This window comes from Acinetobacter sp. ACIN00229, assembly GCF_016106645.1.
GTDB lineage: Bacteria > Pseudomonadota > Gammaproteobacteria > Pseudomonadales > Moraxellaceae > Acinetobacter > Acinetobacter oleivorans.
Map to the genome: position 1 here is coordinate 115,784 of NZ_JADWOM010000011.1, position 25,341 is coordinate 141,124.

General features: G+C 36.9%; 23 protein-coding genes. 12 read left to right on the forward strand and 11 right to left on the reverse strand.

What is annotated here, in order from left to right; all coding sequences use genetic code 11:
- Nucleotides 1-202: 202 nt before the first annotated feature.
- Both I7H67_RS12065 and I7H67_RS12070 read right to left on the reverse strand, forming a co-directional pair.
- Nucleotides 203-1,576 carry an ABC1 kinase family protein gene (locus I7H67_RS12065; protein WP_005304840.1) on the reverse strand — a complete coding sequence of 458 codons (1,374 nt, stop codon included), beginning with the start codon at nt 1,574-1,576 and terminating at the stop codon, nt 203-205.
- A gap of 233 nt (nt 1,577-1,809) precedes the next feature.
- Nucleotides 1,810-2,112: a hypothetical protein gene (locus I7H67_RS12070; RefSeq protein ID WP_004792622.1), complete on the reverse strand. Its 303-nt coding sequence runs from the start codon at nt 2,110-2,112 to the stop codon at nt 1,810-1,812.
- Between the two features lie 190 nt (nt 2,113-2,302).
- On the opposite strand from I7H67_RS12070, the gene ybaK reads away from it, so the two are divergent.
- From ybaK to I7H67_RS12110, 8 genes are all read left to right on the forward strand, one after another.
- Nucleotides 2,303-2,770, forward strand: a complete 468-nt coding sequence (gene ybaK / locus I7H67_RS12075; RefSeq protein ID WP_004792620.1) for a Cys-tRNA(Pro) deacylase — start codon at nt 2,303-2,305, stop codon at nt 2,768-2,770.
- A 626-nt stretch (nt 2,771-3,396) separates the two neighbouring features.
- Complete coding sequence (mtlD, locus tag I7H67_RS12080; RefSeq protein ID WP_198307942.1) at nt 3,397-5,544, forward strand: bifunctional mannitol-1-phosphate dehydrogenase/phosphatase; 2,148 nt, start codon at nt 3,397-3,399, stop codon at nt 5,542-5,544.
- Nucleotides 5,545-5,649: 105 nt separating this feature from the next.
- Nucleotides 5,650-6,276, forward strand: coding sequence for a 2'-5' RNA ligase family protein (locus I7H67_RS12085; RefSeq protein ID WP_198307943.1), 627 nt, complete (start codon nt 5,650-5,652; stop codon nt 6,274-6,276).
- Nucleotides 6,264-6,782: a bifunctional adenosylcobinamide kinase/adenosylcobinamide-phosphate guanylyltransferase gene (gene cobU / locus I7H67_RS12090; protein WP_151962722.1), complete on the forward strand. Its 519-nt coding sequence runs from the start codon at nt 6,264-6,266 to the stop codon at nt 6,780-6,782. Before I7H67_RS12085 ends, cobU begins: the two co-directional genes overlap by 13 nt.
- A gap of 1 nt (nt 6,783) precedes the next feature.
- Complete coding sequence (gene cobT / locus I7H67_RS12095) at nt 6,784-7,839, forward strand: nicotinate-nucleotide--dimethylbenzimidazole phosphoribosyltransferase (RefSeq protein ID WP_198307944.1); 1,056 nt, start codon at nt 6,784-6,786, stop codon at nt 7,837-7,839.
- On the forward strand, nt 7,832-8,431 hold the full coding sequence (locus I7H67_RS12100; protein ID WP_198307945.1) for a histidine phosphatase family protein: 600 nt from the start codon (nt 7,832-7,834) through the stop codon (nt 8,429-8,431). The genes cobT and I7H67_RS12100 overlap by 8 nt, the downstream gene beginning before the upstream one ends.
- A gap of 124 nt (nt 8,432-8,555) precedes the next feature.
- A complete protein-coding gene (locus tag I7H67_RS12105; protein ID WP_198307946.1) occupies nt 8,556-10,115 on the forward strand; it encodes a histidine-type phosphatase in 1,560 nt (519 codons plus the stop codon).
- 106 nt (nt 10,116-10,221) lie between these two features.
- Nucleotides 10,222-10,962, forward strand: coding sequence for an adenosylcobinamide-GDP ribazoletransferase (locus I7H67_RS12110; protein ID WP_198307947.1), 741 nt, complete (start codon nt 10,222-10,224; stop codon nt 10,960-10,962).
- Nucleotides 10,963-11,010: 48 nt separating this feature from the next.
- Here the strand turns inward: I7H67_RS12110 and I7H67_RS12115 are convergent, their stop codons facing one another.
- The 4 genes from I7H67_RS12115 to I7H67_RS12130 all read right to left on the reverse strand — a co-directional run bounded on the left by I7H67_RS12115 (nt 11,011) and on the right by I7H67_RS12130 (nt 15,919).
- Complete coding sequence (locus I7H67_RS12115; RefSeq protein WP_198307948.1) at nt 11,011-13,131, reverse strand: TonB-dependent receptor family protein; 2,121 nt, start codon at nt 13,129-13,131, stop codon at nt 11,011-11,013.
- Between the two features lie 67 nt (nt 13,132-13,198).
- On the reverse strand, nt 13,199-13,690 hold the full coding sequence (locus I7H67_RS12120) for a hypothetical protein (protein WP_198307949.1): 492 nt from the start codon (nt 13,688-13,690) through the stop codon (nt 13,199-13,201).
- 135 nt (nt 13,691-13,825) lie between these two features.
- Complete coding sequence (locus tag I7H67_RS12125; protein ID WP_013198033.1) at nt 13,826-14,935, reverse strand: 3-deoxy-7-phosphoheptulonate synthase; 1,110 nt, start codon at nt 14,933-14,935, stop codon at nt 13,826-13,828.
- Between the two features lie 96 nt (nt 14,936-15,031).
- On the reverse strand, nt 15,032-15,919 hold the full coding sequence (locus I7H67_RS12130) for a sulfite exporter TauE/SafE family protein (RefSeq protein ID WP_049836553.1): 888 nt from the start codon (nt 15,917-15,919) through the stop codon (nt 15,032-15,034).
- Nucleotides 15,920-15,980: 61 nt separating this feature from the next.
- On the opposite strand from I7H67_RS12130, the gene I7H67_RS12135 reads away from it, so the two are divergent.
- Nucleotides 15,981-16,079 carry a hypothetical protein gene (locus I7H67_RS12135; RefSeq protein ID WP_174741479.1) on the forward strand — a complete coding sequence of 33 codons (99 nt, stop codon included), beginning with the start codon at nt 15,981-15,983 and terminating at the stop codon, nt 16,077-16,079.
- Here the strand turns inward: I7H67_RS12135 and I7H67_RS12140 are convergent.
- The 4 genes from I7H67_RS12140 to I7H67_RS12155 all read right to left on the reverse strand — a co-directional run bounded on the left by I7H67_RS12140 (nt 16,071) and on the right by I7H67_RS12155 (nt 20,399).
- Nucleotides 16,071-16,352 carry a DUF1634 domain-containing protein gene (locus tag I7H67_RS12140; RefSeq protein ID WP_198307950.1) on the reverse strand — a complete coding sequence of 94 codons (282 nt, stop codon included), beginning with the start codon at nt 16,350-16,352 and terminating at the stop codon, nt 16,071-16,073. The genes I7H67_RS12135 and I7H67_RS12140 overlap by 9 nt on opposite strands.
- Entirely contained in the window at nt 16,349-17,905 is a 1,557-nt protein-coding gene (locus I7H67_RS12145; protein WP_198307951.1) for a PepSY-associated TM helix domain-containing protein, read from the reverse strand. Before I7H67_RS12145 ends, I7H67_RS12140 begins: the two co-directional genes overlap by 4 nt.
- Complete coding sequence (locus tag I7H67_RS12150; protein ID WP_005304867.1) at nt 17,898-18,197, reverse strand: hypothetical protein; 300 nt, start codon at nt 18,195-18,197, stop codon at nt 17,898-17,900. Before I7H67_RS12150 ends, I7H67_RS12145 begins: the two co-directional genes overlap by 8 nt.
- A gap of 66 nt (nt 18,198-18,263) precedes the next feature.
- Nucleotides 18,264-20,399, reverse strand: coding sequence for a TonB-dependent siderophore receptor (locus tag I7H67_RS12155; RefSeq protein ID WP_198307952.1), 2,136 nt, complete (start codon nt 20,397-20,399; stop codon nt 18,264-18,266).
- Between the two features lie 220 nt (nt 20,400-20,619).
- Between I7H67_RS12155 and lpxB the strand changes: the two genes are divergently transcribed.
- Entirely contained in the window at nt 20,620-21,795 is a 1,176-nt protein-coding gene (gene lpxB, locus I7H67_RS12160) for a lipid-A-disaccharide synthase (RefSeq protein WP_198307953.1), read from the forward strand.
- Here the strand turns inward: lpxB and I7H67_RS12165 are convergent.
- Nucleotides 21,792-22,439, reverse strand: coding sequence for a CerR family C-terminal domain-containing protein (locus I7H67_RS12165; protein ID WP_198307954.1), 648 nt, complete (start codon nt 22,437-22,439; stop codon nt 21,792-21,794). The two genes, lpxB and I7H67_RS12165, sit on opposite strands and share 4 nt — an antisense overlap.
- 118 nt (nt 22,440-22,557) lie before the next feature.
- Between I7H67_RS12165 and I7H67_RS12170 the strand changes: the two genes are divergently transcribed.
- Entirely contained in the window at nt 22,558-23,577 is a 1,020-nt protein-coding gene (locus I7H67_RS12170) for an HlyD family efflux transporter periplasmic adaptor subunit (RefSeq protein WP_198307955.1), read from the forward strand.
- Nucleotides 23,570-25,333: an ATP-binding cassette domain-containing protein gene (locus tag I7H67_RS12175; RefSeq protein WP_198307956.1), complete on the forward strand. Its 1,764-nt coding sequence runs from the start codon at nt 23,570-23,572 to the stop codon at nt 25,331-25,333. Before I7H67_RS12170 ends, I7H67_RS12175 begins: the two co-directional genes overlap by 8 nt.
- The last annotated feature ends 8 nt before the right edge of the window (nt 25,334-25,341 follow it).

Sequence of the window (25,341 nt, forward strand, 5' to 3'; positions counted from 1 at the left end):
CGTTGTTATTGTTTTATGCTGACACGCCTCATATTAAAAAACTATGTCGTTACTGACATTCAAAAAATGAGTAGACAAATGGCAAATAGAAAATAATGAAATGATAAGTTTTTGATTTTATTTATTTAAAATTATTTAATTATTGGGTGGATTGAGAGGTATTGACTAGAATGACATTGAATCATTCTAGTCCTTTATTAAATTAAGCAAAGTTACGAATCATACGTCGCACATTTGTTTTTGCATCAATAACTGTCATAAACGTATACGCTCCAATAAACTTACGGCTAATAAACATAAATTCTTTTGGAGGAACTGAGAAATAACGTGACGCCATTGATTTACTTGCTTGCTGCATAACACGGCTATGTAACTGACTTTTCTTCCAGTCATAACGTTCATGTTCATCCATAAGGCCAGCGGGCATATCTGGATTATTTGCAGGGGTACTAAATGCTTCTGTCGCGATTAAAAACACATCGGCCATGCCGGGTTTAATACTTTCAGGCATTGCATCAAAAAATTCATATCCAGTCATGGCTTGCACCATCGCATTTTTATCATGCTGATAACCGGCTTGAATGAGTTGACGTGCAACTGCTAACAGGTGTTCATCAAACTGACGGATAGCACCAAAATCTAATAACACAATTTTGTCTTGAACGTCTTGGCCATTGCCTAGACGAACAAGGTAATTACCAAAGTTAGGGTCAGTCTGCATTTCACCCCATTCAAAAATTTCACGAACTGCAATTTCAAGTGAAGCTTCGCCGAGCTGATTACGACGTTCTTGAGGCAAAGACAACATCACAGGGCTATTGATTGGAACACCGCGTTCGAAAGTCATGCAAAGTACTTGATTGGTGCAGTATTCATCTACAATTGTCGGAACAATATAACGCTCGTCATCTTTTAAGCGTTCACCGAAGCGACGGGTAGTGGCAGCTTCAACATCATAGTCAACTTCGCGATGCATCATTTCACGTACTTCATCAAACCATTGATCAAATTCACGGGTTTGTGGCACCATACGTGTCAGTTTAAGCATGTTTTTAAACAAGCTCATATCTGAATCAATTGCATTTGCAACGCCAGGATATTGGATTTTTAAAACTAACTCTAAGCCGTCTGATTTACGTGTTGCACGATGTACTTGTGCGAGAGATGCAGTACCAATTGGTTCATGATCAATCGTTAAATCATTTAATTTAGCACCCAATTGCTCTTGTAAATGTGGCTTAATTGCAGGCCAATCTAAGGCAACGGTTTGGTTATTTAGGGTATTTAATGCTTGTGTAATCTCTTCTGGTAAAAAGTGTTCACCATAAAGAGCCATCATTTGGCCAATTTTAACAATAGAACCCTTAAGTTTACCTATTTCAGAAACCAGATAGTTAGCTTGTTCGCTCATCGCTTTTTTGCGTTTCTTTTCTTTTTCTTCTTCATTAGAAAATAAAGAAGAGGCACTTGCAGTTGCCCAACGTGTTCCTGCAAGTAAAGAAGCTTTCGCGATTGATAAGCGTCGATCCATGGAAGAAGTTTTTAAACTCTTAAGCTTATCTTTCTGATTTGACATGAAAATAGAATCCTATGCGCATCATGCAGCCAAACGCTGGTGATCTAAAATTGTAACGAATATTACATGTTTTGAGCGTATTAAAATAGTTCTCTCAGACTGAATGATAGGCCGAAATGGTCATCTTTATTCCAATAATTCTTAAATAGCCTAAGTAATTTGAAAATTTAAGAAATTAAAACAATTCAGATGAGTAAAACTAAGATAAAACAGATCTTTGATAACAAAATGGATTACATTTTAAATTGAATCTTTAATTCAGATTTCTGCATCAAATGCAGGCGATTCGTCTGAATATGTTGCAATAACATCTGTTTGACTGAATCATGCATAAAACCAAGTGCATGAGCTTTTACTATAATGATGCTAGGAAGGGTGTAAAAGAAGTACTTAACATCATCAAGAGTTGCATTATTAAAAATACCTTGTTCAATTAACGTCTGCTGCAAAAATTGCTTTTCATTTAATACAGAATCTGAAGATTCATCCCAAAAACGGTGACGCATCGCCATCAGATTGTTGTGTTTATAACTCATAAAATTGTCAGCTCAGACTTCAAATCTAAATAAAATATATGGAGTCGAGCAACGAATATCAAGTTGAGATTATTTTTTCTTCAGTTGCTGTTTGAATTTTTATGTAACTCTTGTAAATAGCCTAAGCAAATTTAATAATTTTTCTAAAAAAACTATAATCGAAACAATTTCATCTATAACACCACTTATCATGACTCCTGCATGTAGATTGTTAAAAAGTAATAAAATCGAATTTTCTATTCATGAATATGAACATGATTCAAATGCCAAAAGTTTTGGATTAGAAGCAGCCGAAAAATTAGATTTAGATGTAAACGAAGTATTTAAAACTCTAATGGTAAGTGATGATAAAAATTATTTCGTTGCTGTCTTACCAGTTAATCATCAATTAAATTTAAAAAAAGTTGCTACGGCGTTTGGATGTAAGAAATTACAGATGGCTAATCCTAAAGATGCCGAACGTTTAACAGGATATTTAGTAGGTGGGATTAGTCCTTTAGGCCAAAAGAAACGATTAAAAACGGTCATTGATGCATCAGCTCAAAACTTTAACAAAATTTATGTGAGTGGGGGAAAAAGAGGGCTGGATATTGGTTTAAATCCCAAAGATTTAGCTCAGCTTTTAAATGCTCAATTTGTTGATGTACTTGATCAATAATAATGACTTAAAAACTTAATTTAAGAACTAACCATGATTCTCTATCTATATTGAGAAAATACTTTATGCAGATCTTTTTTTAAAAGAGAGAAGCACAAATAATGAAGAAAAAGCTTGAACTGTCAAATGAAAATGATTATCATTATTATTAATGGCGATATAGCTATTTTCTAATAAGGAGCAAAGACATTGGTTGTAATATCAATCTTATATGCTATTAGTTCATGCTCATTTTCTTATGAATTTTAGAGTTATACCAGAAGCACCAACAATGAAAATAGCAAAAGGTGAGTTGATTTCTGGTATGTGACACCTGCGTGACATTATAAAAATATGCGGGTGCAAGTAGCGGTAAATGGAACTAAGAAAAATAAATACTATCAGCGCAACAAAAAGAATAAACCAAGAGCGGCAAGCGAGGATGGCTTGCCGCTCTTGCATTTACACTTAGCTTCATACTTATTCATATTGTTCAACCTTTTTAGAATATTAACGCTACTCAGTAACAGATCTCTTATATTTTTGATTAAAAAATAACCACTAATGTTTCATTTATTAATATCCTGCCTTTTTAACCAATTTTTTGTATACCCTGAATAAAACATGATCAAAAAAGAGGTAAAAGCGTGCTTATTTTTCATGGAAAACCTGTTCATGGAGCAATTTTTGATATGGATGGGACAATGTTTGATACTGAGAGGTTGCGGTTTCAAACATTGCAACAAGCATCTCAAGAACTCATTGGACAGGAGTTTTCACACGAATATTTAATGCAATGTTTAGGTTTAAGTGCAACTACTGCTGAACAATTGGCTCAACGGTTATATGGGGTAAATGTTCCCTATAAAGAAATACGAAAAAGAGCCGATGAGATGGAACTCGAATATATTCGAAAACACGGCGTACCGATTAAAAAAGGTTTAGTTCAAGTTTTAGAACGTTTACGAAAATCTGGCTTAAGAATGGCTGTTGCGACTTCAAGCCGTAGAGCAATTGCCGAAGAATATTTAATTAATGCGAATGTTTATAAATTTTTTGATGTGATTACCTGTGGTGATGAAGTCGAACAAGGAAAGCCGCATCCTGAAATCTTTTTAAAAGCTGCTAGTCAACTTCACTTGGATGCTAACCAGTGTCTTATGTTTGAAGATTCTGAAAATGGTTTAACTTCGGCTCACACTTCAAAAGGTTTGACGATTTTATTAAAAGATATTAAAGAACCAAATGATGAAATGCTGGAAAAAGCACATTTTTATTATGATCAGATGTATGACTTTTTAACCGATCTCGATCAATTTATTCCTGTTATGGATTTGCCAGAAATGCAGGAACCTTTTCCACAAAGCCTAAATCAACTGACGGTTGGAATACATGGTTTCGGGGCTATTGGTGGTGGTTATATAGCGCAAATCTTGTCACATTGGGATGGGTACACAAAACCAAAGAGAATTATTGCTTCAACACGTAATAGTCTTTTTCGAGAGGCTGTGAATGCATTTGGAACTTATAGTATTCGCTATGGTCAATTTTCTTATGATGAACGTATTGAGAATATGACCATTGTTGATTCTGACAATGAACAACAAATGTTAGAAATGTATACACATTCAAGTTTGATTGCACTTTGCTTACCTGAGCAAGCTATAGAGGCTGAGTCAAAAATAATTGCAAAAGGATTATATGCACGTTTTAACTCGCCCCTTGAAACATGTATTCAACCGCTAACTTTTCTAATTATTTTAAATAAAGTCGGTGCGAAATATTTGGTTATGAAGCATCTTAGAGAAGCTCTACTAGAGTTAACCAATGATGAAGACGTAACTGAGCATATTTTAAAAGAACATTACTTTTGCGACACCGTTGTAAACCGTATGGTTTCGAAACTATCTAATCAAAATTTATATCGCCAACTTCGCATTAAGCATCACTTTCTTGAACAGCATTTATCTGATGTCGAGCATGAAGAACAAGTCGAAATTGAAGATTGCAATAAACTGACTGAAGATCAGCAAAATCAGGCATCTTTATATGTTGATAACATGCGCCGTAATTTCCAGCCAGGTCATATATTACAAAGCATGGACCTCATTCTGTTTCATAGCGAAACGGATATGCCAATTTATGTAGAAAAAGGCAGTCCTTTACTCGAAAAGTTACGTCAAGTTGTCTTGGTTAATCAGATTACAGATATACAATTAATCAAAAACCGACTATGGAATGGCGTGCATGCCATGCTTGCTTGGTACGCATCTTTACTAGGTTATGAATCTATTGGTGTTGCCATGGGTGATCATTCAGTTAAAGCCTTTGCAGAAAACTTAATTAGAGAAGTAAAGCAAGGGCTTGCAATAGTATTACCTAACTATGCAAAAGATTTGGATCGCATGGCACAAAGTTTTCTAGACTCATGTGAATATGCTTTTAAAGACCCATGTCAGCGTGTGGCAAGAGATCCAATTCGCAAATTAACTCATAATGAAAGAGTAATTGCGTCAATTGAGGTAAATATAGGTCATGATTTGCCTTATAAAAACCTATTAAAAGGTGCTGCACTAGGGTATGCCTATGCAATTCAATATTTAGAAATTGAAGAGGCTGATGCGATTAAACATTTACAGCAGCAAATTCAAAAAATGCATATGAATACTACCCAGAAAAGACAACTTGAAGTTGAGTTAACGCAATTAGTTCAATATTTATTTTCTGAACAAGGCAAACAGCCTTTAAACATGAATATTACCAACTCCAAAAGTACGCGTACTCAGTATGCTTAAGTTCGTTTAAATAATTAATGTTCTACAACTGAAAGGCAAACATGCTTTAATACGAAAATTGAATAATTTTGAATTAAAGCTGTGCTGCTAAAACCTTCGACGTTCATGGTGCCAACATCTATACGGGATTATCCCGAATGGCATCTTGGGCGCCAAAATTATGCTTTATGGTATTTAGAAATTAATGATCAAAAAATAGTTGATTATTTAGATGCCTTGCGCGCGCATTTTTCAGAATTTTTATTAGAACCCAATAACCGTCAATATCATATCACGCTGTTTATATGTGGATTTTTAAACCACGAAACTAGAATCTATAGTGATGACTTTAGTTTGAGTGAGTTGGAGCAGCAAAGGGAAATTTTAAGAAAAGAGAATTTTTCCTCATTTCAATTAAAAATTGGTTCTGTTGATAGCTTTAGTAGCGCTTTATTTGTTCAAATCCAAGACACCGAAAATATCTTATCTCAAATACGCCAAAAGTTAGGTTTAGTTTCTAATGAAATTGCCGCTTTAGAGTATTGCCCGCATATTACTTTGGGGTTATATAAAAAAGAATATAGTAGTGATTTGATTTTACGAAAAATTTCTCAATTACCTGTACAATACAAACACGCTGAATTTGATCTTAAAGTCGAGCATTTAACGTTTGGTTATTATCAGGCTCAAACTTTACAGGGTAAGTTATATCCATCTCAGCATTTGTTTTTAGGTGATTCATGTTGCAACTGATTTTGGGTGGAGCCCGTTCTGGCAAAAGCCGACTGGCTGAACAAACAGCAATAAATACACAATTAGCTGTGACTTATGTTGCTACGGCGCAAGCGCTTGACCCAGAAATGCAAAGTCGAATTGAACATCATCAAAATCAGCGTCCTGCTCACTGGTCTTTGGTTGAAGAACCATTATATTTAGCAAATGCTCTACAAAAAATTGATCGACCTAATCAAATTATTTTGGTGGATTGTTTAACGCTTTGGCTAACCAATTTGTTACTGTTAGATGATCAAAGTGTTCAACAACTTGAGTGTGAGCAGCTGTTAAAAGTTTTACCTACGCTTGAGTCAGAAATTATTTTAGTAAGTAATGAAACGGGTTTAGGCGTTGTGCCACTCGGTGAGATAAGTCGACGATTTGTCGATGAAGCAGGCAGACTACATCAAGCTCTAGGGCAAATTGCAGATAAGGTTGTGTTTTGTGTGGCTGGTTTTCCAATGATTTTAAAAGGTGAGAAATAAAATGAACTGGTGGTTAGAGTCTGTACAGCAACCAAATTTGGACGCAAAACAACAAGCAGAGCAACATCAACTCCAACTCACAAAACCTACTGGTGCCTTAGGTGATTTAGAACTGATAGCAGTTAAACTTGCCAGTTTACAGTCAAATGCACATCCACATGTTAACCATCCATGGATCACGATTTTTGCGGGCGATCATGGCGTAGTTGAAGAAAATATTTCTGCATATCCTCAAGCCGTAACCCGTCAAATGCTGCAAAACTTCACGACCGGTGGTGCAGCAATTAGTGTCATTGCCAAATATCATCAAGCTCATTTGCAAGTGATTGATTGCGGTACAGTGGGCGAAGCATACGAATACGTAGGTGTTGAGCGTCATTGTATTCGTGCTGGCACAGCAAATTTTGCCAAACAAGCCGCAATGAATGCTGAAGAATGTCGTGCTGCTTTAGAGTTAGGTAAAAATAGTGTAGACACGGCTAAAGCCAATGGCGCAGATATTTATATTGCTGGTGAAATGGGAATTGGAAATACCTGTTCTGCTTCTGCCTTAGCATGTCTTTTATTAAATGATACTGCCGAGCAATTAACTGGAGTAGGGACAGGAATTGGTGCCGATCAGTTAAGACATAAAATTGAAGTCATTGAACAAGCAATCGAACTTCACCATAAACATGTTACTGGTGATGCGTTCAAAACATTGTGTGCAGTTGGTGGATTGGAAATTGCGGCAATTGTAGGTGCTTATATTCGATGTGCGCAGATTGGCTTACCTATTATTGTGGATGGCTTTATTAGTTCGGTCGCTGCTTTGTGCGCGGTACGAATGAATCCTAAAGTACGTGACTGGATGTTATTTGGCCATCAATCGGCTGAATACGGTCATCGCCGTATTTTACAAGAACTCAATGCAGAGCCGATTTTAAAAATGAATTTACGTTTAGGTGAAGGTAGTGGTGCAGGTACTGCTTTGTCATTAGTTAAAATGGCATGTGTGTTACACAACCAAATGGCTACCTTTGCACAAGCTGCTGTAAGCGGGGATAAAATTGGGTAAATTCAGAATTGATTTGCTCAGACATGGCGAGAGTCAATATAGCCATACTTTACGTGGACATTTGGATGATGAGTTAACGGCAAAAGGTTGGCAGCAAATGCAGTCAACCATTGAGCAAGTTGCAAATCAGTCATGGGATGTCATTATAAGTTCAACATTAAAACGTTGTGCTTGTTTTGCTGAGCAACTTGCAAAGACAACTCAGCTACCTTTACTTTTAAACCATGACTTAAAAGAAATGTATTTTGGTGAGTGGGAAGGTGTCTCAACTCAGCAAATTTATGAAACTTCACCGGAATTACTGGCAAATTTTTGGCAAAAACCGAGTCAATATTGTCCACCGCATGCAGAAACATTAATGCAATTTCAAACAAGGGTGCTTAAAGGCTTTCAGGAACTACTTGTAGAGATGCAAAACCAAAACTGGCAACATGCATTGGTTGTTACCCACGGCGGTGTGATTAAGCTATTAGCTTGTTTGGCCACGCAACAACCTTTAGATGATTTGCTAAAAATGCCGGCAGAGCTTGGGAAATTATATTCATTCGACTTTTCTGAAACAGATGGTCAATTAACTTTTATGTTGAGATAGCACTTTTATATTTTTATACACATGTAAGTTATTATTTTTATAAAGATATTTGAGTATTTGTAATAGAACTGTCATTGCTAAAAATTAAGCTATTGGCATTTCTTATTAATCATTCATCTGACTTATGAATATTTTATTTAAAACGACTGTGCTTGCAGCATCATTATTACTCGTAGCGTGTAACGATAATGATGATCAAACGACACCATCCACAAATGCATCAAAATATTATCAAACTAAAACGCCTTACCAACCACAACAAGAAATAAAAAACTATGAACAAGCACCCACTGGATTCCAGCCAGTTTTTACCGAGTTAGTGGCCCGTCACGGTTCAAGAGGTCTCTCAAGTCTGAAATATGATTTGGCACTTTATAATTTATGGAAACAGGCAAAAGCAGAAAATGCCTTAACACCATTAGGTGAACAATTAGGTGTTGATTTAGAAGCAATGATGAAAGCCAATATTTTATTAGGCTATGGTGTGGAAGGAATCCGCCAGTACGGTTATGGAAATGAAACCATGACTGGTATTTTAGAACACCGCGGCATTGCAGATCGTTTATTGCAACGCTTGCCAAGTCTTTTAAATTCGCAAGCATCTATATTGGTACAAAGTTCTGGGGTGGATCGTGCAGTAGATAGTGCTAAATTCTTCACGGCTGAACTTATTCAACAACAATCGCAACTTAAAGATAAAATTGTACCAACGTCTTATACTAGTTTATCGAGTGCAAGCGTTCCAAGTATTGAAGATGGTGGTGTTGATCGTTTTAAACTCTATTTTCATAGTTTGAATGCAGATGAAGACTTGACTCAACCACTTAATGCTAGTCAACAAAAAATTTATGATGCTAGTCAGGCCTATCAGGATTTTGAAGAAAATAATAAAGATTTAGCCCAAAAGTTAGATGAGTTATCAAAAAATACAGCAGCTGAAAAAACGGCCCAAACTGTACTTAATCCGATTTTTAAAGCAGACTTTATTAAAAAACTGGGTACAACAGGTTATAGCTTTAGCAATACCGGATCCTTTACGGTAACTTCACCAAAAGGTGAGCAAATTACAGAAAAAGGTAAGGGGAAAAATACGATTGCTAGTGCAGTTGATGCAGCGGCTTATGTTTATGAGCTCTATTCAATTTCTGGTGGCATGAAAGATGAGTTAAAGGGTATCGATTTTGATAAATATATGCCGTTAGATGCTGCGAAATTCTACGCTGAATTTAATGATGCAAACGATTTTTACGAAAAAGGTCCAAGTTTTACTGAGTCAAATCAAGTCACAAGTGAAATTGCTCAAGGACTTAAACAGGACCTGTTCCAACAAGTTGACGCCGTGGTGAATAAAGCTCAGCCTTACAAAGCAGTTGTACGGTTTGCCCATGCTGAAATTATTATTCCTTTGGCAACCAGCCTAGATTTACATAATATGATGCAGCCTTTACCACTACGTCAGACTTATAATTACTCAACTAGCGCATGGCGTGGTGAAGTAGTTTCACCTATGGCGGCAAATGTCCAATGGGATATTTACCAAAATAGCCAAGGCAATACTTTGGTAAAAATGCTTTATAACGAAAAAGAAACTTTGTTCAAATCTGCATGTAACTATGCACGTTATACACCAACTAGTTTTTACTACGACTACATTAAATTGAAACAGTGCTATCAAATGCAATAGATTTTCAGTTTTTGGAGTCTTTAAGGGGAATAGGGATTGCTATTCCCATTTTTATTTCTTCATAATCCAATTTGCTTTTAAATATAGATCAGTTAGAGATTTGGATATGACACCTTTTTGGATTGCATTGCAATTTTTAACTGTTCTACCTATTGAGCTAAAGACAATGCCAACGGCGCAACAAAATGGTCGAGCTATTTTGTTCTATCCACTGGTTGGGCTGATTATTGGCGGCATTCTTTTTCTTATCTCGTGTCTTTTAGTTAAATTACCCGTTCTTTTGCTTACTGCTATCATAATGACTTTATGGATTTGGCTGACAGGGGGATTACATCTAGACGGGCTAGCAGATACGGCAGATGCATGGGTGGGCGGTTTTGGAGACAAACTACGTACTTTACAAATCATGAAGGATCCAAGTTGTGGTCCAATTGGCGTGCTAAGTTTAGTTATTATTTGTTTGCTCAAGTTTGTATTGATTTATGTGTTGATTGAACAACATCAAACGTTATTTTTAGTCTTTGTTCCCGTACTTGGACGTGTTGTGCCGTCTATTTTGTTTTTAACCACACCATATGTCCGTGAAAAAGGTTTAGGCCGTTCATTGACTGATCATTTCCCTAAAAAAGCGTCATGGATAATAACTGCTGTAGTTTTGTTATTGGCTTTATATTGGGAATGGCAAGGACTCATCGCCATTATTTGCTTTTTGATCAGTCTGGTTTATTTAAGACATCTTTTTATTAAAAGAATTGGCGGTATTACAGGTGATACAGTCGGGGCAGCGATGGAGCTTAGCGAAACCGTGCTGCTTTTTTCTTTTGTGGTGAGTTATTTTTATTTATAGCTAGATAAAAGCTTGTGGCCAAATTGATGACCACAAACTTAAAGTTGATTAATCACCAAAGTGATAGCGTAGACCTAATAAATAAGTACGTGGTGCAGCTGGCGTATAGCTCACTTCATTATTGCTAAAAGAAGTACTTTCAGCATAATGAGTATCTGCCACATTTAAAATCTGACCATATACCTCATAAGCTTTTTTACGATAGCTCGCACGAAGATTGAGTACTGTGTGTCCGTCATATTTTTGTGTATTAGCATCATTAATCCAATATGAACCTACATAGACAACTTCTGCTGAAAGTAGTAGTTCGGGAATTGGTTTAATTTGATATTCCAGCGTACCAAAAGTTTTTGGGGCACTTGGCATATCATTACCACTATAGTCGATAGTGGATGATGGCTGAAATTGTTCATAACGATGGTGAGCCCAGCTACCTGATAGTTTCAGTTTTTGGTCAAGCTGATCGGAAATTTGCCAAGTTGCACCCACTTCAATACCTTCGTGACGAGTTTTACCCGCATTCCGTGGTTCACGGCTATTATCTGGCTTGGTATAACTAATTACTTCATCTTCACCATTTAAACGATAAAGCGTAATTTCACCGTCCAAACGATCATTCAATGTTTTAAAGCGAATACCTGCATCAATATTGGTAAAAGTTGCTTCAGTCAAATTTGGTGTGACTAAATTTGCGCCGTAAAGGCTACTAACTTCTGGTGGGACAAAGCCTTGTGACCAGTTTGTATAGAAGTCAATTTGTGGTGTTACGTTCCAAATTGCACCTAGTTTCGGACTGGCCTTATGAAAGTTTCGCGTTTCATCTGGTGCGCCCGTAACATTAGATGGAGTTAAATTATTTTGATAATCATAACGAATCCAGTCATAACGAGCGCCGCCGACTAAGTTTAAAGTAGGTAGAGCTTGCCAGTTAGCTTGGGCGTAGATTGCTTCATTATCAACATCGACATCAAAATCACGTAAAAGTTTTCGCTGTTTAAAACCGGTATAAATACGGGTAACTGGATCTCGAAAAACTTCAATGTCATTGGTTCGACCTTGGGTCGGAGAATGCTCAGCCATGCCACCGACAACTAACTTAACTTGGCCTAACGTTGCTGAATGCTGTAAGTTAAGCCCATAGGACTGAAAACTATTGTATGTTGTTTGTCCGCTGTATGTTCCTGTTGCAACTCCATCTTTCTTATCTGTTTTTATGTTATAGCTTGGGTTTTGCTCAGTTGTATTGTCTCGATAATATAAAGTAATTTGGCTTTGTTGCTGATCATTCCAGTCATGGCTAAGCTGGGAAGACAATCGAGTTGCATCTACTTCACGGTAGGTAAATGTCTGATAGCTATAGCCAGGGCGTTGACTATAATCTTCAGCATTTAAACTACCTGTCATATCTGCATATAAGTGGTTATAACTAAAAATGTTTTTCAGTTTAGTTGTGTCTGAAATTTGCCAATCATGACGTAAGGTAACGCTTTGTTTATCTGATTCGGCATGATCTTGCCAGCTATCACCGCGATCACTGGCATAGGCAGAAATTCTTAAACCATGTGTTCCGTTGTTTGTATCAAAAGTATCAGATGCCCCTACATCTACACGGCGATAACCTTCGCTACTCGCACTCAGGCCAATATCAGCTGTTGGTGTTGTACTTGGCGCCTTTGTTAAAAAATTAATAGTTCCGCCAATGGCATTGCTCCCATAAACACTACTCGCAGGTCCACGCAAAATTTCAATATTGTCCACGCCAGCCATATTCATTTCGTATAGGGCATTGTGGTTAAACACGCCTACAGGACGAATTGAAAGACCATCTTCTAAATATTGATATACAGCTGCGGTTGTCATGGGTTGGCGTATAGACATCATGTGCTGCTCATTACCAAGGTCATTCATTAAAACCCCTGGTGTCTGGTTCACAAGTTGTCCAATAAACGTGGCATGTTTATTTTCAATTTGGTCATTATTAATTTGGCTAATCGCTGCTGGTGTTTTATTGAGTGTTTCACCTTCACGGCTTGCTGTGACTACAATCGTAGTTAATGTTTTTGTGTCACTATTTGCTGGTGTTAAATCTTCAGCAAAAATAATAGGGCTGGCTGAGGCAGAAAAGCACGCCGCACTTAAAACAGATAAGCGGAATTTGAGGGATAACATATTTTGGCCCTATAAAAAGCAATAAGTTTTGAGTCCTTGAAAATCAAGGATGGTAAAAGTTGCGTTTTTACAGAGCAGCAGGTGGGGCGTGTTTAATCGGTAAAATATAGAAGGTAGGGGGAAGTTCTAGCTGTATTGTCCACGTATGGCACAGGCATCGTACACGGGTAAACCAACGTAAAATTAAAACAAAAATCAAAGCAATTAAAGGAATTAAAATTGCTGCATCTAGACCATGCGTACAAAGCGGACAATGTTTCATGATTTGAGTAGCTAGAGCAAAAACTTCTTGAGCATGCGAACTATGAAATTTATCTTGAACAGATTCCATATGGTGATGGGCATGTGAAGAGTGATGCTGCTGAGTATTGAAATTTTGTTGGTGAAATGAATGCTCTAGCGTGACTGGCTGACAGTGACTAGGCATGGTGTATAACTCAGGTACGATGCCAATTTGCACTAAAGTAGGCAAAAAAATGTGCCATAGTAAACACAGCAAAGTGATAGCACTTAAAAGCGTGCGCCACTTCAGCAAATGTTGACGGAAACTCAGCACCATATTCTAGGCGGTCGTAGTGGAAAAGCTCGCCGAAGTATAATCAAAAAAGAAAAGTCATCATAGATAAATTCCGACAAAGAAAAATAAAAAAGCCCTCAAAAATGAGGGCTTAATTGATCTTCTTAAAAAGATGTATTAACGATTTGGTAAAACGTCTTTTAAAGCTTCATGCATTTCAAGTAATGTTTTTTCAGTCGTTTCCCAGTCAATACAGCCATCAGTCACTGATTTACCATATTCGAGATCACAAAGATTCTCAGGAATATCTTGGCGGCCGCCTTTTAAGTGACTTTCAACCATAAGACCAACAATTGACTTATTACCATCTAAAATTTGTTCAGTAATATTTTTAAGAACAAGTGGTTGTAAGTACGGGTCTTTATTTGAGTTTGCGTGGCTCGCATCAATCATGATTTTAGTGCTAACTTTTGCTTTTGCTAAAGCATTTTCTGCTTCTTCAACAGAGCCAGCATCGTAGTTTGGCTTGCCATTACCACCACGTAATACTACGTGTGCGTAGGGGTTACCACTCGTATTAATAATCGAAACTTGTCCGTCTTCATTAAGACCTAAGAAGCTATGACCATATTTAACAGACTGCATCGCATTGGTTGCAACAGTTAAACCGCCATCTGTACCATTTTTAAAACCTACTGGTGATGATAGACCAGAAGACATTTCGCGGTGAGTTTGGCTTTCGGTTGTACGTGCACCAATTGCAGACCAAGAAATTAAGTCTTGGTAGTATTGCGGAGAGTTCGGGTCAAGTGCTTCAGTTGCACATGGTAAACCTTTTTCATTTAATTCAAGTAAAAGCTTACGACCAATACGTAAACCTTTTTCAATATTAAAAGAGTCATTCATGTCAGGGTCATTAATGAGACCTTTCCAACCAATTGTTGTACGTGGTTTTTCAAAATAAACACGCATAACTAAATACAATGAATCTTTAACCTTTTCACTTAATGCTTTTAAACGATCGGCATATTCGTGGGCAGCTTTTGGATCATGAATAGAGCAAGGACCAATAACGACAAACAAACGCTTATCTGAACCATCTAAAATATTACGAATGGTATCGCGACCTTTTAGAACAGTTTGTGAAGCAACATCAGATAAAGGAAGTTCTGATTTAAGCTCGGCTGGTGTTACAAGAGTTTGAATGCTTTTAATATTAACGTCGTCGATATCTGGCTTTGAAACGGAATTTGAATGTGTAGTCATTGCTGTCACTGGTTCGATCATACTAAAGGTTGTTTTGTGTACTGAATATACCATGAAATAATTATGAAAATCCTACATCTCATGGTATTTCAGTTTGGAAAAATCTTATTGATTTTGCTATCTTTCAGTTGAGTTGCTTGTTTTTTCGGCAACTACAGCTTGTTGTTGTACCACAGGTGCTTTCGGTTTTGCTTTGACTGGGTGAACCATAAAGTTAACACCGAGGGCAAATAGGGTAATCCCTAAAATTTTTCGGATTAATCGTTCTGGCATACGAGAACTAATTAGCGTACCAACAATAATTGCAGGAATTGAACCCACCAATAACCACATAAGAAGCGTAAAGTCGACGTTACCAGCACTCATATGTCCAAGGCCAGCTACTAAAGTAAGCAATACGGCATGTACAACATCTGACCCAATAATTCGAATCATTGGTAAGTTCGGGAACATGATCACGAGTGCCATAATTCCAAATGCACCAGCACCGACTGATGAAAGCGTTACGAATACACCTAAGATGATACCCATCACCACGATAAAGCTACGTTTCTTATGGATAGCTAAATGCTCAGTCTCAGTTTGAGTGACTTCTTTACTTCTAAAACGACTAAAGAACTTCTCAATACGAGAGCGGAAAATGATAGATACACCAGTTAAAGTCAGCATAAAACCTAACACCATGGTGAGTACAGCTTTATAGTGTGTTGACTGACTTAAATAATGCTCAAGTACCCATGTGGTACCGAAAGATGCAGGAATACTGCCTACTGCTAACCATAAAACAATTGGCCAGACAATATTGAGCTTTCTAGCGTGAACCATTGATCCACAAAATTTTGAAATTGCGGCATAAAGTAAATCGGTACCAATTGCGATATGAGGTTCAATTCTAAAAAGGCCAATTAAAATTGGTGTCATTAATGATCCACCACCAACTCCTGTAATCCCTACACAGAAACCAACTAACATACCTGCTAAGATAAATTCAAAAGCACCAGACATCTTTATCGCCACTTATCACGAAACGCACATATCTTATTCCTTTTAGAGATAAACAGTTGTCATGAATAATGATTTGCTTATGCAAAAAAAAGCTAAGCAATCAAAATATTGCTTAGCTTGTTCTATTTTTCATCATTTTTTAAAGAAAAGCTTATTTTGAAGACTTTAGAGGATTAACTAAAAGTATAAGAATAAAAGTTAATGGCGTTGCAAAGATCCACCAACTGACAAAACCAATTGAAAATTTATAGTGTTGAATAAGAATAAATGCACATAAACTAAATAATATGAATGCAGCTATTTTAAAGTGTCGGTAATATTTTTGAGCTAGCGATTTGAAATGTCCTGTCGATTTCGGTGATCGATATTTTTCACTCGCCATAAATAGTAAATACATACCTAATAAAATTAAGATGAAAGCTATAAGAATCATGAGCTCACCTCAGTATTTAGTTTATTCAGCTTTTTTTGAATTTTTGCGACAGCTTTATGCTGGATAGGTTGAATTTTGCAGAATATAAAAATTGCTAAAGCTGCAAAGATCCACAAAAATACATCTACACGTGCAAAGGTCCAATAATCTCTGAGGCTTTGAACATACTCATGTTTAAGTAAATAACTTAGATTTAAGATGGGAAGTGCAATACACAGCATAATAAAAACACAAAGTTGAGTTCGCCACAAATGCTGCTTTTTAGTGAATAAAGCAATGATCAAGCTGATTAACCAAACTAAGAAAAAGCTATAAATTTCATAATTGATCGTGGTTGAAGTGACTGTAAACAATCGATTGGCGCTTAAATAGGCGACAGTTGCACAAGGTAAGCCAACAAACGCTGCAACATTTAAACGGTCAACTAAATAGTGTCCAAAATGAAATTTACTATTCTTATTTTGAATTTGACGTTTAAGACTCCACAGTAACAAACCAGAGGCAATCATTACACAGCCTAAAATGCCTGAGAAAAAGAATCCTAAACGAAGTAAAGGCTGAGCAAATGTCGCCATATGTAGCCCATAGACACCCGCATTTAACGTTGCAATAGGGCTATTATTACGTGTGTCTTCTAAAACTTTGCCAGTTGAAGCATTTAATGTAATTTGAGCTTGATTACGAGTAATAGAGCGGTCTTCTTGCTGAATAAATGTAATTTGCGCCTGATTGGTATTCGGGTTTTTCACACTAATCGTTGATAAAGGTTGATTACCCCAACTTTGTTGAACTTGGTTCAATAGCTTATCAATAGCTAAGTTTTGAGCAGGCTGGATTGATTGATTCTCAAGTACAGTCTTTGTACGGATTTCGGTAAAATATTGATAAGGGTTTTCAGGGTAAATCTTTTGCATTCCCCAAGGTAGATATAAATAAAAGAAAATAGCTAAGCCCGTAAATGTAATGGTTAAAAAGAAGGGCAGTGCAACGACAGAAGAAATATTGTGAAAGTCTAGCCATGAACGCTGAGACTTAAATGTGCGTAAAGTAAAAAAGTCGGTAAATATTTTTTTATGGGTAATAATGCCTGAAACCAAAGCAATCAGCATAATAAATGCTGCAAGACACACGACTAATCGTCCAACTATTATTGGAATGCCAAAAAGTTGGTAATGGAAACGGTAAAAAAAATCGCCGCCTAGAGTTGCCGAAAGTTGAAGTTCTTTTCCCGTGTTAGCATCAAGTGTGGCATTGCCATAACCGCCGTCAGCTTTTTCCCAATACATAGTGTTGACGGGATTTTCAGGTGTAGCCACAGTTAAATACCAAGACTTGGCATCTGGAGCTTTTTCTTGTAAATATTGATATGCTGTTTTAATGGAAATATCTTGTTTTACTTCATATTGTACAAGTGCAGGCTGCATCCATAAATTAATTTCGTGGCGGTAATAAGATAGGCTACCCATTAAGAAAATGGCAAATACGAGCCATCCAAATATTAAGCCAGTCCATGAGTGTAGCCATGCCATAGATTGACGTATACCTTTATGCATAACCCACCATACGTGTCACAAAAAAGAAAAGGGCGCACAAAACAATTGATAGCCCAGTGAGTTTCAAAAGTGATTGAACGCAGAAACCAACAATCACAAAGATGACGTAAAATAGAATTGCTATAAATGCAGCGAGATATATAGCTTCAGCTTTGTCGAGGGTCAAAAGAAAAATTCCAATGAGTCCAAGGCTTAAATATGCCATACAGGCAAAGCCCATACCGAAAACTAGCAAGAATCGATAGAAAACTTTTATACGATATGACACAGGGAGATTTACAGTTTTGGACATCTTTACTGACACATACACAAAGAATAATAAGTAAAGCCAATCCCTAAATTGGGATTGGCTACGATATTAATATTTAAACTTTACAGCAACTGTATAGTTGGCAGAAGGACCATAAAAAGCTTGGCCATCAGGAAAACTATTTAAATATTTCTTGTCAAAAATATTATTACCATTTGCTTGAAGCGTAATATGATCGTTGACTTCATAACTGGCCATTAAATTAACTAAAGCATATGCATCTTGTTTAATCGTACTATTAACATTTGAATCATATAACTTTATCCCATCTTGCCATTGTAAGCCTGCACCAACTTTTAGCTTCGGTAAAACTGGTGGCGTGTAAGTGGTTAGCACGTTAAGTGTCTGGTTTGGATTATAAGTTCTTGCCTCGCCGCCATTTTTAATATCTTTAATACTAAATTGAGCATAGCCGAAAGAAAGATTCACATTATTTGTGATTTGACCTGATAAGCCGACTTCTACACCTTGTGATTCTAAATCACTCGTTGGTACTTTTCGATTAAGTGGATTTCCATCAGAGCTGCGTAGAGGATAATTATTTTGTTCAGTTTTAAATACTGAAAGCGTTCCTGTTAAACGGTCATCTAACCATGAACTTTTTACGCCCATCTCATAGCTTTTGCCATCAATAGGTTTTAAAGCTTGATTGGTATCTTTATCAATACCAGTTTGAGGACGGAAAATTGAGGTGTAACTCATATAACCTGTATATTCAGGTGTAAAGTTATAAGTTAGTCCAACATAGGGTGAGACTTTACTTTCACTATATGACATTGGGGAACCATAACTTTCACCTTTACTTTCAGCTTGGACATAGTTTGCCCCAAGTAAAAGTTTTAAATCTTCATTAAGATGCAAGCGTGTCGCAGCATAGATGGAATTAATATTCTGCTTATAGTTTGCAACTTCTGTGAAATCAGACCAAGTTATAGATTGCGGTGTCCAACTTGACCAATCCGTAGTGGTTGATTTTATAACGTTACTATCGTTAATCGTTCCTGTAGATTGTTTATCTTGCTGATGATTACGGACATAGCTATAGCCTAAAGATGCCTCATGTTCTCGATTGAAAAGTTTATATTTTCCTTCGAGATTAAAATCGACAGCATGTTTTTCTTGGTGCTCTTGACCACCCCAAGGGGTTAGAGAAACACCTGATCCATCAGCTTTTGGATAACCATAATAATAAAGAAGACGACTATTATGCTTGGTATCAAGATAGTTATAGGTCAGCTTAGCGATCCACTGATCATTAATTTTTTGCTTTAATTCAACAAAAGCATTTTGTGTTTCATTATCCCAGTGTGCCCAGTCGGGGTTGGGGTTATATGAGCGGTCATATGAAATTTGTTTACCATTAGCATCTAACAAAGGCAGAGCACCCCAGTTGTTTGCATTGGGTTTATTTTGTTCTTGGCTATAACCTGCGGTCAGTAAAGTACTCTCTGTCAAATCAGCTTCAATAATACCTGCGAAACCATTTCTCTCTGACGAATATCGATCAAGGTAAGAATCACCAGTTTGCTCATAGCCCATAATACGGCCACGTACTTTTCCACTCGGTATTATTGCGCCAGAGACATCAGCTTCATAACGCTGCGTATCCCAAGAACCATAACTTACACCGCCACTTGCTTGGAATTCTTGAGTCGGACGTTTTCTAATATTGTTGATTGTTGCGCTCGGATCACCGAAGGCATTAGTTAAAGAATCAGCACCTTTAACAACTTCTACACGATCATAGAAATAAGTATCAGGATTCGTATTGTTATAATTATAACCTGAGAGGGGAAAACCCACGCCGTCAGTTAATATATTTGAAATCTCAAAACCGCGAGCCATATAAGTAGTTCGCTCAGTTTCTTGATTAGATACGGTTACACCTGGGGTATTTTTTAAAACATCTCGGGTGCTGGTAAGTCCAAAATCTTCAATTTGCTGACGAGTAACGACATTAATAGTTTGAGGAGTTTCTTTAGCCTCTATATTAAGTTTGGTTGCGCTACTTGAGTTCTTAACATTATATGCTTTGGTTTGTTCAGAAGACTGCTCAGCATTTGATGCTTTAACTTGGATCGTCTGTAAAGATTGTACCTCTGAGTCTTGAGCATAAGAGAGGTTCGCATAACAAATCGCGCAGGCGATTACAGTAAGCTTAAATGGTCGAGGTGGGATATTCATAAGATTAAGGATAATGTAAATAATTCTCATTTATTTTATTGTTTGTAAATGTAAGCTACAATTCAAATTGCATTGTTAATTTAGATTAAAAGATGGTGAATGAGTGTAATTTTAGATAGCTTGTGCTGTGGTTGCTTTTGGTAAGTACATATATATCAAGTTCAAGATTGATAAACCTCTATGCTAGAATGCATTATTTCAAATTCTTGGGTAAATCACCTTGACAAACCGAAAACTTAAAATAGGCATTGTGGTTGGGGAAGTTTCTGGAGATACGCTTGGTGTGAAACTTATGCGTAGTTTTCGAGAACAAGGAATCGATGCCGAATTTGAGGGAATCGGTGGGCCTCAAATGATTGTTGAAGGTTTTAACAGTTATTACCCAATGGAAACTCTGTCTGTGATGGGGATTGTTGAGGTATTAAAAGACTTAAAAAAATTATTCGCCGTGCGGGATGGTTTAATCAATCAATGGACTCAAAATCCAGTTGATATTTTTATTGGTATTGATGCGCCAGACTTTAACCTCAGACTTTCTAAAAGTATTAAAGAAAAGAATCTTCCAATAAAAACAGTTCAATATGTCAGTCCTTCTGTTTGGGCGTGGCGTCAAGGACGTGTTCATGGCATTAAACAGAGTATAGATTTAGTACTTTGCTTATTTCCTTTTGAAAAAGTTTTTTATGAACGATATGAAGTTCCAGCAGCATTTGTAGGCCATCCATTAGCTAAACAATTGCCACTTGAAAATCCAATTCAAATTGCCAAACAGCAATTAGGTCTTAATGAAAATCAAAAACATATTGCTTTGTTACCAGGTAGCCGAAAAGGTGAGGTAGAACGACTTTTGCCTATGTTGCTTGGAACTGCCAATATTCTGCATAAAAAATATCCAGACATTCAATTCTTAATTCCCGCGATTAACGATGCGCGTAAACAGCAGATTGAGCAGGGTGTTGAACAATTAGCGCCTAATTTGAAAACTGTAATTCATATTTTAGAAAATACAGACAGTGAATCAAAAGTTGGCCGTATGGTCATGAATGCAAGTAACATCATTGCTTTAGCTTCTGGGACTGCAACATTAGAAGCCATGCTCATGCATAGACCGATGGTCACTTTCTATAAGTTGCATTGGTTGACCTATATAATTGCTAAGCTTTTGGTGAAAATTCCTTATTATTCTTTACCCAATATTATTGCGGGTAAGAAAGTCATTGAAGAGCTTATTCAGGCTGATGCAACACCAGAAAATTTAGCCGCTGAAATAGAAAAACTAATGAATGTTGAAACAGCTCAAATTCAAGTGATGCAACATTTAACCATGCATAAACAACTTATTTCTGGAAATACAGAAGATCCAGTACAGGCAATTTTGAAATGTTTAAATAGCTAATTTTTAAGATTTGCTTGGCTAATTGCTTTTAATCCTGCTAATGAAAATTTTTTAAAATGTTCAACTAAATCATATAATGGCATCTGAGCAATATTTTTAAGCGGCTCAGGTGCTTGAGCATTTGGTCCGGCAATAATGAGCATCATGCAAGGTGTCATCACGCTTAAAATACAAGGCAAAACAGCTGAATCATTTTCATCTAAACCAGCAACTTGACTAATGAGCTTACGAATAAGAAAAAATTTCCTCATACCTGCAAATTCAATAAAACTTAATAAATGTTCAGACGGTGAAAATAGTTCACGAATAAAGACTTTGCCATGCCAAACATCTTGTTCGTTTAATTTATGCAGCAAGGTCTCAAGTAATAAGCTTAGCTTTTCTTCTGGTGACTGAGTGCTTTCAACAAGTTCTAGTAAATATTTTTCATCTAGATAGTGAGCGTGAGCTTCCACTAACACAGCTTGATATAATCCGTCTCGACCATCAAAGTGATAATTAATTGCAGCCAAATCGACATTCGCAGCGTTAGCAATTGTTTTGTTCGCTGTCTTTGCAAAACCATATTGGGCAATTAAAGGTCCTGCTGCCTCAATAATTTTGGACTTGGTTAAGTCACCATCACTTCGTCTAGATCTGGACATGTTTAACCCTAATTTTCATTCACCATAAAAGTATATATTTTATTCAAAGATTGGAGTAATTTAAATTTAAATTGAATTTAAACTAAGAAAATTTGAATTTAATAAGAAGGCTAATAAGATGAATAAAAAAGTGATTGCCCTCGTCTTGGTTGTTATAGCTGTAGTTATTATCAGCTTTTGGGTATGGAAATATAATAATAAGAATCAAAAAGATAATGTATTAACTTTATATGGAAATGTTGATATTCGGCAAGTTTCACTTGCATTTGAACAGTCTGGTCGTATAGAGAAACTGTTAGTACAAGAGGGTGATAAAGTTAAAGCAGGGCAAGTACTAGCGGCTCTTAATACCAATGCACTACACATTCAGGCAAAGCAAGCTCAAGCACAACTTAAAGCTCAACAAGAGGCAATTGTTAAACAAGAAGTGGGAGCTCGCCCAGAGGAAATTAGTCAAGCAAAAGCACAACTTGCTTCTGCCCAAGCAGAGCTTGATAAAACCAATAAAAACCTGCAACGCTTACAAATTTTGGTAAGTAGTACTGATGGTCGGGCAATTAGCCAACAAGAGCTAGACTATGCCAAAAGTAATAAAGATAGTGCTGAGGCAGCGGTCCGTGAAAGACAAGCTAATTTAGAATTGATCATTAAAGGGGCTAGACAAGAGGATCGGGAAGCAACCAAAGCACAGTATGAAGTAACTAAGGCTAATTTAGATCTAATTAACTATAACCTTACTCAAGCTGAACTAAAGTCTCCTGTAAATGCAGTGATACGAGCTCGGTTACAAGAAGTTGGAGATATGACAACTGCGCAAAAGACAGTTTATACATTGGCTTTGACCGATCCCAAATGGATTCGTGTGTATGTAAATGAACAAGATTTAAGTTCTATCAAGATGGGCGGTACGGCCCAAGTTATTCGTGATTCTGATCCTAATCAGCCCATTAATGGAAAAATTGGCTATATATCTTCAGTGGCTGAGTTCACCCCTAAAACAGTACAGACCGAAGAGATTAGAACAACATTGGTTTATGAGGTTAGGGTGTATGTAAATGATCCGAATGATCAATTAAAAATGGGCCAACCTGTGACTGTAAAAGTACCACTTGCTTCAGGTGAGAAAGCTCATGACTGATGAAAAAGTAGTGGTTCAAGTTAAAAATTTATTCATGACTTTTAAGGCTGAGAATAATAAGGCAGAAGATATTAGTGCAATTGTTGATTTGAATATGCAAATTAACAAAGGAGAGCTTACAGCTTTAGTTGGTCCAGATGGTTCGGGAAAAACAACCTTATTAAGATTAATTGCAGGACTATATAAAGCAACTTCTGGTTCATTAAATGTACTGGGAATTGATGTGAGTAAAAATCCGCAGGCTGTACAAGACCGTATTAGCTATATGCCACAACGCTTTGGACTATATGAAGATTTAAGCGTACAGGAAAATTTAGATTTATATGCTGACTTACACGGCGTTTCAAAGGATGTACGGGGGCAAAGGTTTAAGCGGTTATTGGAAATAACGGATCTTACTCAGTTTACTCAACGCCTAGCTGGGCAACTTTCTGGTGGCATGAAACAAAAACTAGGATTGGCATGTACGTTAGTTCGGTCCCCAGAATTACTGTTACTTGATGAGCCTAGTGTTGGGGTGGATCCTCTATCGAGACGTGATTTATGGATCATTATTGAACAACTTGTTCAGGAAGAAAACTTAAGCGTAATTATAAGTACTGCTTATATGGATGAAGCAGAAAAATGCGCTCACGTGTATATCATGCACGAAGGCAAAATTTTAAAACAAGGTTCACCTAAACAATTAAAAGAAATAGCACTTGGACAAACATGGAATATAAAACCTTCAGAGCAGATTAAGGCTCGGACCTTACAAGCCCAATTACTTGATAACCATTTAGAGATTATTGATGCTGTTCCAAAGGGTGAACAAGTGAACTTTATTAGTCGTCAAAAAGAGCTATTAGCCGATACTTTACCTGAAGGGCTAAAAGCAAATACGCGACCACCTGAACTTGAAGATGCATTTATGATGCTGTTGCAGCAGGCTCAAAAGCAATCAAAGCAAATCTCTATTTCTGAACAAGCTTTTCAATTAGAACAAAACAATAATTCCAAGTCAGAGCAACCTATCATTGTAGTTAAGGATTTAGTCCGAACTTTTGGAGATTTTACTGCCGTTGCCAATACATCATTTGATGTTCAACGTGGCGAAATATTTGGATTACTTGGGCCGAATGGCGCGGGTAAAACTACGACTTTTCGAATGTTGTGTGGATTGCTACCAGCAAGTAGCGGGTATTTGGAAGTTGCTGGGAAAAACTTACGGACAGCTCGTGCTGAGGCAAGAGCAAAAGTAGGCTATGTCTCGCAAAAATTTGCACTGTATAGCAATTTAACTGTCTTAGAAAACTTAAAGTTTTTTGGTGGAGCATATGGGTTATCTGGCAAAAAACTAAATCAACAAATTGATAAAGCCTTACAGCAATATGATTTAAAACCTCATAGTAAAAGTGGTGATTTACCAGGTGGATATAAACAACGGCTATCTATGGCTGCTGCACTATTACATGAACCAGAAATTTTATTTTTAGACGAACCCACGAGCGGAATTGACCCGCTTGCACGGCGATCATTTTGGTACAGCATTGGTGAACTGGCAAATCAGGGTATTACCATCATTATTACGACGCATTTTATGGAGGAGGCAGAATATTGTGACCGCATTGCCATACAAGATGCTGGAAAGTTATTGGCCTTAGGGTCTCCCCAACAAGTCCGTAAATTGGCAAGTAAAGATAAACATATTGGTGACATGAATGAGGCTTTTATAGCAATTGTGGAACAAGCACGCGCGTTAAGGCACGCTGGTTAGGAGGTCTA